The following is a 12847-nucleotide window of genomic DNA, read 5'->3' as shown; positions in this document are numbered from 1 at the left end:
CGAGTCGTTGAATAGCGATTCTTGGTGGTACATATTTGGACATATCTGGGTTTGGTTAGGTGAATTATTCCAGCCTACACCAATTGTCTAATTTATAACGGAAATGTCTAAGAAAAGCCCGTCCTAGGGATTACTCTTTTTCGCGAACTTGGCGAATCTCTTGGCGCGAGGCGAGGGTTCGCTGCATTCTCGACGACAGACTGAACAGCCACGCTAGTGTTGCCCCTAATCCGGTCGCTACAATTAGTTATACGCACAGCGGAGCTTTAACTTGGACGCCTTCGATAACTTGAATCGCGACTGGCTGTGTATTTTCGATGCTGAATAATACTAGAGCCAAGCAAATCAGAAAGATGAAGAAGAAATTTAGCGATCGCATTTTCTCTGTTCCTAATTCTCAATTCAGCTTAAGCAAATCATTTACTATTTGTCAACTGTTTTTTGACAGATATTCTCAGTTTTTTTGATAAAATCAAATCGGGTCAATTAACCATAATATCCGGGGAGGGGCGGGTTTATTGCAGCTCTGAGAGTTCATTTAAGAGATTGATTAAGCCGCCCCTCTAGGACATATCCTGGGAGCATCTCACCTTTGCAGCCCTCCGCTAGAAATTGGAGTTTTGAGGCAGGAGGCAGGAGGCAGGAGGAAGAAGGAAAGAGGAAGAAGGAAAGAGGAAGAAGGAAAGAGGAAGAAGGAAGGAGCCAGAAGAAGGAAGGAGCCAGAAGAAGTATTTTTACAAATATGAGATGCTCCCCATATCCTCTTTAGGTTTGACCGATGTTTTGGGGTTTCTTGCCGATTCCAAGTGCTGGCAATATTTGATATTTCAAAGCAATGCCCGCCGCCACAAATAAGGCAATAATCAGCGCCCCAATTCCTACGGGACTGGGAATCCAGAATATCGCCTCCAAATAGTTAACTTCTCCGGGTTTGAGCTTCCAAACTAACTGTTTTCCTTGCTGAGAGCTTTCGGGAACCAGGGCACCGGCGACAGTTTCAATACTTTCGGCGCCCCAAGGCGTGTTCAAGCTAAAGTCTAGCTCCAAAAGTCCCCCCGGACTCAGCAGCAGACTGCCATTAGAAGAAAGCAGTGAAAGAGAGCGCAAATCCAATTCCAAACTCAACCGATTTCGCAGCACCAATAATAAATTATTCTGCTTGACACTAAGGTGAGATTCAAACTTCGGCAAATCTGTTTCTAGCGGACTTGAAACCCGATATTGTGTGGTTGGTGCGACGGGATTGTAAAATTGGTTGAACTTGTCTTGCAACTCTGATCCATTATTGAAAGGAATCCTCACTAAAACTTCTGTGGGCGAAAGCCGTTTAGTTTTTCCGTCCAGCAACCTCACCCGGCGTTCTACGCTTTTCAACCATTCTGCAACAGTTTCGCTACTGAAGCTCGTCAACCTTTCCCCCAGTTTAATGTGCTGCACGATTTCGCCACGAGTTTGACTCTCAAAGTTAACCCCGACATCGTACTGAACGCATCCAGTCACTAGAGTTAAAAGGCAAAAAACCAAAGGTAAAAGAAAGAAAAAGTGCTTTTTCTTCTTCCCAGTTCCATCCTTGACATTTGGCTCTTTCATTATAAATTTTTCCCTGTTTTTACCTATTTGCATGAATTAGCAAAGCGTTGAATTGCCGACACTGTTTCTATGTTTGTTTAACTGGTTTTAACTGGTTAACTGGTTCCTAGGCTCTGCCTGGGAACCCATGTCCAGAGGCTTTGCCTCGCAAGCTTTCATCCAAATTCGAGGCAGAGCCTCATGATATGTATTACCAGGCAGAGCCTGGTAACGAGTAAAACCGCACTGAACTTATTGCCTCGAAGCTACACCCAACTGTTGAAACAGCATACTCGGCAAATAGGCTGCACCGCCTACCCATTCGGCTTCGCTACTCAAATCTGCCAAATTTTTAAAGGCTTCAAAAATGCTGCCTGCCACCATTGTATTCTTGACGCGACCCACAATTTTGCCTTTTTCTACTTTATAGCCTAAGTCCAAATTGACCGAAAATTCGCCAGCTAACTGATTGGACTGACCGGCACCTAAAACCTGCTCTACTATGAGACCTTCGTCCATGCTAGCAATCAAGTCTTGAGTGGCGGTATTTCCTGGGGAAATGCAAAAGTTAGTCAAATCAGGGCCTGGGCGAGACAATCCGCCACGAAAACCGTTGCCGGTTGATTGTACACCGGCGCGAGCGGCCCACCTGCGATCCCAATAAAATCCGGTGACAGTACCTTTGTCTATCAAGACTTTGCGGGTGGTGGGTGTACCTTCGTCGTCAAAGGGACAAGCAGAAGGGCCTAAAGTGGGGTCTTCAAAAAAGGTAAAGCGTTCGTCAAATAAGGTTTCGCCGATTTTGTCGGCTAGGGGAGAGGCTTTTTGAACTACTGCTTGACCTGAAAGGATGGTATCAAAGAGGCCACCGAGGGTGCTAGCGGCTGCTCTGGGGGTAAATAATACTGGGTAGGAACCGCTGGTGATGGTGGCTGAATGTTCTGCGAGGCGGTATTTTTCGAGGAGTGATTCGAGGATGCTGTTGGTGTCTAGGGGACGATCGCGCGCTACGTCGTAACTGTATGCTTGCATAAAATCTTCTCCCTTTACCAAATTTCCGGCAATAGTGCCGCTGACTATTTGGCTGCTTCTTTCGGCATACAAATCTTGCGTGGTGGCAATTTTCACTCTACCGCTGCGGACGTGAAAGCCAACATCTACCATAATATCGGGATTGTAGGCGTGAACTTGCTCGATGAGGTTTTTGCCGTTTTCGACTAATTCTTGAGTTGTGGGCGGAGTGTAGGTGGTTTCCGGGCCTTTTAGGTGGAAGTTGGAGGCGAGTTCAAATTCTGCGGGGTCGCCGATTTCGGCTGTTTGAATCGCTGCATCTACTAAATCGTCTATCCGCGTTAAGTCTGTGGAACTGGCAAAACCGATTTTGCCGTTGTAAATCAGCCGGAGTGCGACGCCTTGCAGTGCTTTGGTTTGCAGGGATTTGAGGCGATTGTTTTCAAATTCGATCGGCGTGTCTTGGCTGGATAGATAATATACTTCAGCGGCATCAGCACGCTGGCGGGCTAATTGCAAAATCCGGTCTACGGTGGAATCGCTCACAATAATCGCCTTTTTGGTTTGGTCTTTTTTTTATTTTAGCGATTTAGGGTGTGGCCAGAAACCGGGTTTTTTCCCAGAATATCGATACACCACCGAAAAGCTGCGAAAAACCCGGTTTCTTTAGTCGAAGTGCATCCATCAATCCCCAGCCATCTGCTGAACCATAGCAATAATTTCTCTCACTGTCTGCGCGTCGGGCGATCGCAAATGCTGTAAAATCTCCAAAGATTGCTGTAAATAATTCAAAGCTTTCTCAAAATCTCCCTGCGATGCTAACAATTGTCCTAAGATTGCGAAACTAGCAGCTTTCCCTCGAACATTGCCAATCTTTTCCTCAAGTTCCAGAGATGCTTCATAAAGTGCGATCGCCTTTGCTACTTCCCCTTGATGGGCATAAATTCCTGCTAGTTCGTGCAAAGTAGCAGCCTTCCCTTGAAGATTGCCAATCTTTTCCTCAAGTTCCAGAGATTGTTCATAAAATGCGATCGCCTTTGCTACTTCGCCTTGATGGGCATAAATTCCTGCTAGTTGGTGCAAAGTAGCAGGTTTCCCTTGAAGATTGCCAATCTTTTCCTTAAGTTCGAGAGATTCTTCATAAAATGCGATCGCCTTGGCTACTTCCCCTTGAGCCGCATAAATTCCTGCTAGATTGTGCAAAGTAGCAGCTTTCCCTTGAACATTACCAATCTTTTCCTGAAGTTCGAGAGATTGTTCAGAAAATGCGATCGCCTGTTCTACTTCCCCAAGATTTGCATAGATTATTGCTAGACAGTGCAAAGTAGCAGCTTTCCCTTGAACATCGCCAATCTTTTCCTCAAGTTCCAGAGATGCTTCATAAAGTGCGATCGCCTTTGCTACTTCCCCTTGAGTCGCATAAATTATTGCTAGATTGTGCAAAGTAGCAGCTTTCCCTTGAACATCGCCAATCTTTCCCGTAAGTTCGAGAGATTCTTCATAAAATGCGATCGCCTTTGCTACTTCCCCAAGATTTGCATAAATTATTGCTAGATTGTGCAAAGTAGCAGCTTTCCCTCGAATATCGCCAATCTTTTCCTCAAGTTCCAGAGATTGTTCATAAAATGCGATGGCCTTTGCTACTTCCCCTTGATTGGCATAAATTCCTGCTAGACAGTCCAAAGTAGCAGCTTTCCCTTGAACATCGCCAATCTTTTCCTTAAGTTCGAGAGATTGTTCAGAAAATGCTATCGCCTTTGCTACTTCCCCTTGATTGGCATAAATTCCTGCTAGTTGGTGTAAAGTATTTGCTTTTAAAGATATGAACTCTTCATCATCTTTCGCCAAATCTAACGCTTGTTCCAGATAGTATTTTGCAGTTTTATATTCACTACGACTGCGATAGGCAACTCCCAACTCATTCAAAACCCTGATGCGAGTTTTCAAATCCCCTGGAGTTTCCTCGCGCCCATTCGAGGGAGTATATTCAATCAATAACCGTTTTAATAAATCGATCCGTTCCTGCTTTTCGGGCAACTCACAATTGCTAATCCTTTTGCTAGCATCCAGAGTTTGAGAAATAGCATCATCTCTAGTATTTACAGGAGTTTTGAACACAAAAGTTCCCGAATTCCAGGCCCAGAAATCCGGCGCATAATTAGCGACTCGCGTAATCGCATAATCCGGCAAACAAAAAATCATTGGATGCGGCACTTTAACCGGATAAGCATCTCGCACCCAATTAAAATCTACCAGCATCGGCGGATATTCCCCCGTCATCCCGATCGCATTTTCCAATCCCCGCACAATGAAAATCAACTTTTTGTCTGGTTGAACTTTGACTGTTGGCAAAACCTTCAGAATTTCATCCATCAAAAAGCGCATCTCAGGATCGGGAAAATCCCAAACCTCAAACTGCATCTCTTGACAATCGGGATGACTAATTAAAGCCTGAATAATCGCATCTCTATCCCTGGCAAAATTACAGTCGATAAATCCCAAATCAAAGGCATCGTCGGGAACAATATCGACAAACGTCAGCAATTGATCGAAAGACTCTTGATTGAGTTCAACAATCCTTTGCTGGTATATTTCAGGGATTTCCTTGAATTGATGCCAGGGCTTGTTGGAAAGCATAACTTTGTTTTACGAGTGGGTTGACATAATTCCACCGACTATTGCCGTTGTATTCCAAAACGGAAATATTGAATAATAAAGTTTGTCCGATTTCATCTTTATCAATATCTTTTTTGAGGCAAACTTGCGCTAATATGGTGTAATATTCTGCTGTAGGAGTAGACCTTTCAAAATCAAATTGCTGTTGCTTCAAAGCGTAAGTGACATCTTCTGCCAAAACTTTACTGTGTTTGCGAGTAATGGCTGTGCGAAAAGCCGATCTAGTCGTCTGCATCAATTGTCGCACATGACCGCCACTAGCTTTTGCCAAATCTAGCAACTGTTGTCGATCGTCAAATACGGCACTAACATCAACCCGTTTTTCGATCAAACTGGCAACTCCCTCTAATCTTTGCTGATTGTAATTTAAATCGCACTCACTGCGATTAAATTCATAAATATTCACCATTGGCACGATGTTGGGATTACCAAACAAATTGCTGACATTTTTATAGGAATAAATTACCGAAATCGGCACTGTATAAATAATTGTACAGTCTAGTTCTTGGAGTTGAGGAGCGTAATCAAAAAACAAATGATTGGCAACATTGGGAGGAATCCGGTCTAAGTTGTCAACAATCACCAAAAATCCTTTTTGATAGCGGTCGGGATATTTTCGTCTCAGCTTCTCAAAAGCATCTTTCAACAACAAATTAATATCTGTTTGCAAGCGGGACAAATTACGCTGAAGAGTTTCCCGAATCACCTGTTTTTGTTGACTAGAACCTTTGATTTGACCTAGCAATTTGGCTGTCAACTTATAAATAAAGGGAATTTCTGCTCCTACACTTGCTTCAGTTTCGACGCTAACGGAAGATTGAACAGTTTCTTCTGTTTCTTTAGTGACTTCTTTAAACCACGATTCAAAACGCTCTAAAAGTTTGGGGTCAAACTTCAATCGTAATTTAGTTAAATCATCAGCTACTTTGTTGATAAACAGCAAATATAAATCGGTATATTCTGCATCAAGAACATCTAGTTCCTGATCGAATTCTATGTAAATCACCCGATAGTCATTTTCCCACCGCGACTGAATGCGTTTTAACTCTGTACTTTTGCCGCATCCCCGATGCCCGGTAAACAAAATTGTGTTAAATTCTCCCGGTTCTTGAAGATCCAAATCCGTGCTAACATCCTCGATCGCCACTGTGTTGCGTACTGCGGACAAATCCACATAATATCGGGCAATATCATCGCCCGTTAGAGGCTTGACATCGCAAGCGCGGTAAGCTTCTTTGAGTGTTTTGGCGCGGTTGGGTGGGAGTGAAGTCATCGGATTGTATATTGTAGATTGTAGATGGAACCCACAGCTTATCTCGATCGCGGACGATCGGGATGTGGAGCTTTTTAACTCCTATGTTAACTCACATCTCGCACTATACTCAAGAACTAGCGATCGCTACCAACCGACCACAGAAACCGGGTTTTTTCGCGAATCCACTTCCAAAAATGATTAATAACTAAGAAATAAGCCGCCTAAAATTAGCCCGATCGCAATTAACGCCACCCAGATAAACCTATTATCTTTCGTATTAACCTGACTCAAATCTACAGGCTCTGGTACGACTGGCTTGGGTTTAGCGTACTTGATATCAGCGTTCGGATTGGATTGAAAACTGATTGATTGATTTTCATCTAAAGCTGCCAAATCAGGGATTTTCACCATCCATTCAGGAGGGATAGTGAGTTTGGGAGCTTCGAGAATGAACAGCAAGCGCTTTGCTTGCTGGCGGGTTTCTTGGCGGGGATGGCGGGTGAGCTTGCGGCAAAGCTCGATCGCCTTTTCTGTATTGCCAGAGGCTTCGTAGGCTGTCACTAGCCACATCTGCACCTCACCGCCCAACCGGGAATTTCGATCGACTAAACCGGTAGCTGTTTCTAAACTCTGCACAGCTTGAGCATACCGGCCACTCTCAAAAGCTACTTGCCCAGCTTGGTACTCAGTTTGAACAATTTCTAACTTTTCTGAAGTCACGAGCACCCACCCAATTCACAAATATTACTTCCCAAATTCCCCAAACGCTAGAATTCGCTGTTGTGTTGCGACCTATTCGATTCTGCATCCCGTTTAGAATCCAATAGCTCAAATCGGTCTACTTTAATGACAGGGGACGATCGGTTGGTTCCAGTGTTGCGATCTTGCCAGCGGTCGAACTTCAACGAACCCTTGACACCAATCAACCGACCCTTGCGAATATAGTCAGCAGCTATTTGTGCCTCCTTGCCCCAGAGTTCCAGATTGAACCAGTCTGGCTGATCGCTGCTCTTGGATGTGCGGTTGACTGCCAGCGTCAATCTGCACTTAACTGTACCCGACTCAAAATACTTTACGTCCGGGTCGCCGCCGACGCGGCCTACTAAATGCACAACATTAAGACTCATAAACTTTTTTTGGAATGTGGTCGATCGGTGATGTAGTTAAACAGTCCACACGGGCATTAGCCTCCAAACTGAACTTGGAACAGCGCTTGTGAGGCTTCATCCTGATTGTACACCCAGTTAGCAGAACATATTGATAGTGGATGATTGGCGAGTCTGCGCTCAACCTGAGCTCGACAATGTACATTTCTGACTAGACTCAGGATGAAAAACGTAATAGAATCCACCTCGGTTACACTTTTGTAACAACATTATTGCACACAATAGTATTTTAGTTTTTGGGGGGGGTACGAATCAGTGGGTCTTCTCAATCGATTTTCGTTATCTAGAGATATGGGTATCGACCTCGGTACTGCTAACACGCTCGTTTATGTATCGGGCAAAGGTATTGTTCTGCAGGAACCTTCTGTAGTGGCGATCGACCAAGATTTAAAAATACCGCTGGCTGTTGGAGAAGAAGCAAAAAAAATGCTCGGCCGCACGCCAGGGAACGTCATAGCACTGCGCCCGCTTCGCGACGGGGTAATTGCAGACTTCGATACGGCGGAACTGATGCTCAAGACTTTTATCCGCAGGGTTCACGAAGGCCGAAGCTTAGTTTCGCCGCGGATCATTATTGGCATCCCCAGCGGTGTCACCGGAGTCGAGAGGCGTGCTGTCATTGAGGCGGCGACTCAGGCCGGTGCTAGAGAAGTACGGTTAATTGATGAACCCATCGCTGCGGCGATCGGGGCTGGACTGCCTGTTGCTGAGGCGACTGGCAATATGATTATAGATATAGGCGGAGGTACGACGGAAGTTGCGGTTTTGAGTTTGCAAGGTACGGTGATCAGTGAGTCTGTGCGGGTAGCCGGCGACGAACTCAATGAGGCGATCGTCCAATACATGAAAAAAGTTCACAATTTGGTCATCGGCGAACGCACTGCTGAAGAAATTAAGATTCAGGTTGGTTCTGCATATCCAACTCCAGAGGATGACGATGTAATGATGGAAGTGCGGGGCTTGCACTTACTGTCGGGTTTGCCGCGAACTGTTACTATCAAAGGCCCAGAAATTCGCGAAAGTATGTCGGAACCGCTTTCAGTAATTGTGGAAGCTGTCAAGCGTACTTTGGAACGCACCCCGCCGGAATTAGCAGCAGATATTATTGACAGGGGAATTATGCTGGCTGGTGGTGGCGCGCTGATGAAAGGTTTAGATACTCTGATCAGTCACGAAACAGGAATTGTCACTCACGTGGCAGCCGATCCGCTCTGCTGCGTGGTTTTGGGAACTGGTAGGGTATTGGAAAACAAACAGTTGGAACGGGTTTTCAGCGGGCAGTCGTCGCGTAATATGTAGTTAACAAATTTGGGATTGTGGATTTAGAAATACGGCTGCAATCTCAAATCTAAAATCCTGACTTAACAATTTTAGATTAGTGAAATTATGCTAAAAAATACATTCCGAAAGTGGTGGGATCTGCGGCTGCCAATAGCTCTTTTAGGTTTAGCTGTAACTGCCGCTTGGGGAGTTCGGCAAACACAAGGTGGGGCAGTATTTGAAGTTTACAATTGGGTGACTCGTCCGTTTCACGCCAACGGCTCTGGGCAAGAGGAACTAATCTCCGCGCGCACTCAAGAATTGCAAGCGCAACTATTAGAATTAGAAACTCAAAATCAGAAGCTAAAAGAGCTTTTAGGTTACGTTTCGGCTAAGAAACCAGCAGGGATTGTGGCTCCTATTGTCGGCCGCAGTGCGGGCCACTGGTGGCAGCAAGTAACCTTGGGGCGCGGCAGTAACGATGGCATCAAAACAGATTTTACTGTGATGGGCCCCGGCGGTTTGGTAGGCAGAGTTGTCAGCGTTACTCCTAATACTAGCTTGGTGCTGTTAGTCAGCGACGCTACGAGTCAATTGGGTGTGGGAATTACCCGCAGTCGCCAGATGGGTTTTATGCGCGGGAAAGGCGGTAATCAGGCTGTGATGGAGTTTTTTGATAATGTTCCCAATGTCAAGCCTGGGGATGTGGTTTCAACTTCTTCTTACAGTCAGTTGTTCCCTCCTGGTTTGCCTGTGGGAAAAGTGGTTTCGGTGGATATGAATAAAACTCCGGCTCCAGAAGCTGTGGTTGAGTTCTCTGCACCGATGAATGCTCTGGAGTGGGCGGTGGTTTACCCGCACTCTAAGCAAGCCGAACCAAACGATTCGCCTAGTCAATCTTCAGCAGCATCTGAGGGAGCACAGCAACAATGAAAGCTTTATCTCGGATGTCTTCGCGATCGCGCCAATTTCTCAACTTCGCAGTTACATTTCTATCTGTGATGCTGTGCATACTGATATTGCCTACTCGGCTGCCGGGAATGGAATTGCTGGGAATTGGGCCTAACTGGCTGTTAATTTGGTTGGTAGCTTGGAGTATTAAGCGGAAACGTACAGTTTGGGGAGCTGCTAGCATGGGCTTGGTTTTGGGGTTTCTTCAAGATGCGATGACGGCTCCTCATCCCAGCCACGCTGTGAGTCTAGTTGTTGTAGGAGTCCTAACAGTTGTTTTGCAGAAAACCTGGTCGATTCCGGTAGATATTGTTGAGAGAGATCCGATCCCGATCGCGTTAATTGTGTTTGGGATGGCGGTGGTAGCGGAAACGGTGATGGGGCTGCAATTTTTTTCTATGGGCGATCGGGCTTTACTGGAAATTTGGAGCTATCACCAGCGAGTGGCTTTGTGTTCTGCTATTCTTAGCAGTCTTTGGGCTCCGGTGATTTATTTTCCGCTCAATCGCTTGTGGGAAATGACCAGGAATTTAGAAAAATCTTAGTCATTAGTCATTAGTCATTAGTCATTAGTCATTAGACCTCTCCAACAAATAAACTATCATGCGATCGCTTGTGCTGTGATTTCTCCACTCTTGCCATCGGGATGGAAGCGATATATCAGTACACGGTCGGCTTCCAGAGTATTTAGAATCTCTTCTACGGAGGTGCTAAAGATGTCTTTTGAGTTGAGAGATTGACGAATGCGAGAAGTAAAGTTGGCGTTGCTGAATAGCGGTATGAATTATTGAGGAACCGGAACATCCCAGAATTTCAGATAATGTAGTAACAATCTAATTGAGTGTCTCAGTAGTTATTCTGATTTGGAATAGCACAGTGTCTGGCGATGCAGTCGAGCAAGGTAGTGTCTAAGCCCTGGGGGGGTGACAACCCGCCTGAAACCAAGAGTGGATAAAGGGTGGGCTGATTTGTGGTAAAAAAAGATAGGCAGCCTGTGTTGTTACACGCTAGCCTATCTCAAAAAATATGTTACCAACATTTTATCAGACCCACTTACAAAAACAACTGACCCAGACCCAATTTATTCTACTCACAATCTTGCTCTCTTTGATACAATCCGAGAAACAAGTGAGATTAGAACGGCTCGCACTCCTTATTTCCCTATCCAATTACAACTGAAAGTCGGCGTCGCAAATTGCAGAGATTTTTGGAAATACCTCAATTAACGATCGTACGCTCTTTGGTTTCCCTTAATCACTTATTGGTTAACAACTTATTGCTCTGTGGGACAAACCCTATCAGTTTCGATAGAGCGGACTCAATGGGGCTGTATCAATCTTTTGACGATCGCCCTCATCTGGCAGAAAAGAGCCATCTCCTTATACTGGTGTTTGTTACCCAAATAGTACCAGGAACTTCGTTATATTTTCAAGGAGTGAGGGTCAGAAAACTAGGCTAGTAGCAGGATTTGAGATTGCTTGTAAATGGAAACGAAAATATAGCAATCCCAAACCAAATGTGAGAAACTAGAGAGGTAATAAATCTTAGTCAGATGCTGTATGAAACCACCCTGCATATCATAGGGAGTTAGGATGGGTAACTTTCTGGCTTAGGCATTCATCGATATCTTGTGAAAAGTCAAGTTGATCCGAGAAAGGATTTATATCCGGTAACTCATCTTCCAGCAGACGCAGACGGGGATAAAAGTAGGCAATGAAGGTGACAAAGATGCTAAATATACCCATGATGACATACATCAAACCAATACCGCGACCATGCCCAACACCAATAATTTGCCCAATGCTAGCTGCTCCCAACCCATCAGCAGCCATCAACGGTTCAAAAACTTGGTCGGCTAGTGGCCCTGATATCAGATAAGAAAGCGGCAGAAAACCCTGAGTCATCGTGGTACGGAATGCAAAGACCCTTCCCTGTACCTCTGGAGCAACTTTCTTTTGGAAGATGACTTGGATTGCACCATTAACGATTGGGAGTATAAAAAATATAAAGAAATTAGAGATAGTAAACAGAATCGGACTAGGACGCAAGCCAGCTAACACATAGAATAAACCAAAAAAAAGCATCGAGATAAATATGATATTTATCTGGCGCTGTAGTCCTCCCCACAAACTCATAATAAAACTACCGACTAACATCCCAGAGCTAGCAATAGAAGAGATTGTCCCCAGACTTTGAACGGAAGTGAACGAAAGTACCAGAGGTGTAGTTAGAGCTTCATCGAAACCGATGAGGAAGTTACTGATAGCAATAAATATGACTAACCCAATCAGTCCAGGTCGCTCAATTAAATAATTCCATCCAAAAGACACTTCTTTCCAGAATGAAGAGAATAACCCTACTTCTTCATTAGCTTCTTTGGTCTGAACTTCAGGGAACTTAACCAGTAGCAAACAAACCAGGGCAAAGCACAAAGTTGTCAGATCAATGATAATAACTCCCGGAATTTGGACAGTTGCCAGCAGTGCAGTTGCCAGCACTGGCGAGAGAATTTCCGCAATAGCCAACCTAATCTGCGTCATCGAACTAGCACGACCAAGTTGTTCTTTAGACACCAGTAATGTAGTGGCTGAAGAATAGGCGAGGGACTGAAAGGCACTGAAGCCGGAGCTAATAGCACTAATTAGGCACAGACTCCAGGCTTCTAGGTTGCCATTCATAAATAACCAGGCAATGGTTAAGGTACACAGACCAGCGCAGAAGTCACTAATAATCATGATCCAGCGACGACTCCAGCGATCGACAAACACTCCAGCAATGGGGGAGATAATAATCGCAGGTAAGGTCGTTGATAGAATCAGGAGAGTGAACTGGGTGTTTGAGTTAGTATGCTGATAAATCCAAATACTCAGAGCAAAACTGGTCATGCGAGAGCCAACCAGAGATAGCACCTGACCAATCCAGATCAAGATAAAAACACTCATGCTTTGAATCATAGATA

The 12847-nt window shown here is 44.9% G+C and carries 11 protein-coding genes and 1 pseudogene; 4 read left to right on the top strand and 8 right to left on the bottom strand.

Annotated features, from left to right (window positions below; genetic code table 11):
• The first annotated feature begins 620 nt into the window (after positions 1-620).
• The gene (locus tag QUB12_RS24705; protein ID WP_333308822.1) at positions 621-746 is read left to right on the top strand and encodes a hypothetical protein; all 126 of its coding nucleotides are present in this window, start codon (positions 621-623) and stop codon (positions 744-746) included.
• A 19-nt stretch (positions 747-765) separates the two neighbouring features.
• Here the strand turns inward: QUB12_RS24705 and QUB12_RS24700 are convergent, their stop codons facing one another.
• From QUB12_RS24700 to QUB12_RS24675, 6 genes are all read right to left on the bottom strand, one after another.
• On the bottom strand, positions 766-1590 hold the full coding sequence (locus QUB12_RS24700) for a DUF3153 domain-containing protein (RefSeq protein ID WP_333147014.1): 825 nt from the start codon (positions 1588-1590) through the stop codon (positions 766-768).
• Positions 1591-1821: 231 nt separating this feature from the next.
• Entirely contained in the window at positions 1822-3126 is a 1305-nt protein-coding gene (locus QUB12_RS24695) for a metallopeptidase TldD-related protein (RefSeq protein WP_333147016.1), read from the bottom strand.
• A gap of 138 nt (positions 3127-3264) precedes the next feature.
• Positions 3265-5217 (bottom strand): tetratricopeptide repeat protein, encoded by a 1953-nt coding sequence (locus tag QUB12_RS24690; protein ID WP_333308820.1) that lies wholly within the window; start codon positions 5215-5217, stop codon positions 3265-3267.
• On the bottom strand, positions 5174-6529 hold the full coding sequence (locus QUB12_RS24685; RefSeq protein WP_333144393.1) for a P-loop NTPase fold protein: 1356 nt from the start codon (positions 6527-6529) through the stop codon (positions 5174-5176). Before QUB12_RS24685 ends, QUB12_RS24690 begins: the two co-directional genes overlap by 44 nt.
• A 180-nt stretch (positions 6530-6709) precedes the next feature.
• Complete coding sequence (locus tag QUB12_RS24680; RefSeq protein ID WP_333053443.1) at positions 6710-7231, bottom strand: tetratricopeptide repeat protein; 522 nt, start codon at positions 7229-7231, stop codon at positions 6710-6712.
• A gap of 47 nt (positions 7232-7278) precedes the next feature.
• Positions 7279-7638, bottom strand: coding sequence for a single-stranded DNA-binding protein (locus tag QUB12_RS24675; protein ID WP_333144394.1), 360 nt, complete (start codon positions 7636-7638; stop codon positions 7279-7281).
• Positions 7639-7968: 330 nt separating this feature from the next.
• On the opposite strand from QUB12_RS24675, the gene QUB12_RS24670 reads away from it, so the two are divergent.
• From QUB12_RS24670 to mreD, 3 genes are all read left to right on the top strand, one after another.
• Positions 7969-8976, top strand: coding sequence for a rod shape-determining protein (locus QUB12_RS24670; protein ID WP_006632285.1), 1008 nt, complete (start codon positions 7969-7971; stop codon positions 8974-8976).
• 87 nt (positions 8977-9063) lie between these two features.
• Positions 9064-9870, top strand: a complete 807-nt coding sequence (mreC, locus tag QUB12_RS24665) for a rod shape-determining protein MreC (RefSeq protein WP_333308818.1) — start codon at positions 9064-9066, stop codon at positions 9868-9870.
• Positions 9867-10433 carry a rod shape-determining protein MreD gene (gene mreD / locus QUB12_RS24660; protein WP_333106271.1) on the top strand — a complete coding sequence of 189 codons (567 nt, stop codon included), beginning with the start codon at positions 9867-9869 and terminating at the stop codon, positions 10431-10433. The genes mreC and mreD overlap by 4 nt, the downstream gene beginning before the upstream one ends.
• A gap of 239 nt (positions 10434-10672) precedes the next feature.
• Here the strand turns inward: mreD and QUB12_RS24655 are convergent.
• Positions 10673-10801, bottom strand: a pseudogene (locus tag QUB12_RS24655) (IS1 family transposase); the annotation flags it as partial.
• Positions 10802-11465: 664 nt separating this feature from the next.
• Complete coding sequence (locus tag QUB12_RS24650; RefSeq protein WP_333144397.1) at positions 11466-12842, bottom strand: MFS transporter; 1377 nt, start codon at positions 12840-12842, stop codon at positions 11466-11468.
• Positions 12843-12847 lie beyond the last annotated feature (5 nt).

Origin of the sequence: Microcoleus sp. B7-D4 (genome assembly GCF_036705125.1) — a bacterium.
In the GTDB taxonomy this organism is placed as follows: Bacteria; Cyanobacteriota; Cyanobacteriia; order Cyanobacteriales; family Microcoleaceae; genus Microcoleus.
This window is presented reverse-complemented; position numbering and strand designations above follow the sequence as displayed.

What these genes read in the sequence shown, in the direction of transcription:
- QUB12_RS24700 (WP_333147014.1), bottom strand. Translation starts at nt 1,590, where the DNA reads ATGAAAGAGCCAAATGTCAAGGATGGAACTGGGAAGAAGAAAAAGCAC.
- QUB12_RS24685 (WP_333144393.1), bottom strand. Translation starts at nt 6,529, where the DNA reads ATGACTTCACTCCCACCCAACCGCGCCAAAACACTCAAAGAAGCTTAC.
- QUB12_RS24650 (WP_333144397.1), bottom strand. Translation starts at nt 12,842, where the DNA reads ATGATTCAAAGCATGAGTGTTTTTATCTTGATCTGGATTGGTCAGGTG.
- QUB12_RS24675 (WP_333144394.1), bottom strand. Translation starts at nt 7,638, where the DNA reads ATGAGTCTTAATGTTGTGCATTTAGTAGGCCGCGTCGGCGGCGACCCG.
- mreD (WP_333106271.1), top strand. Translation starts at nt 9,867, where the DNA reads ATGAAAGCTTTATCTCGGATGTCTTCGCGATCGCGCCAATTTCTCAAC.
- QUB12_RS24670 (WP_006632285.1), top strand. Translation starts at nt 7,969, where the DNA reads ATGGGTATCGACCTCGGTACTGCTAACACGCTCGTTTATGTATCGGGC.
- mreC (WP_333308818.1), top strand. Translation starts at nt 9,064, where the DNA reads ATGCTAAAAAATACATTCCGAAAGTGGTGGGATCTGCGGCTGCCAATA.
- QUB12_RS24690 (WP_333308820.1), bottom strand. Translation starts at nt 5,217, where the DNA reads ATGCTTTCCAACAAGCCCTGGCATCAATTCAAGGAAATCCCTGAAATA.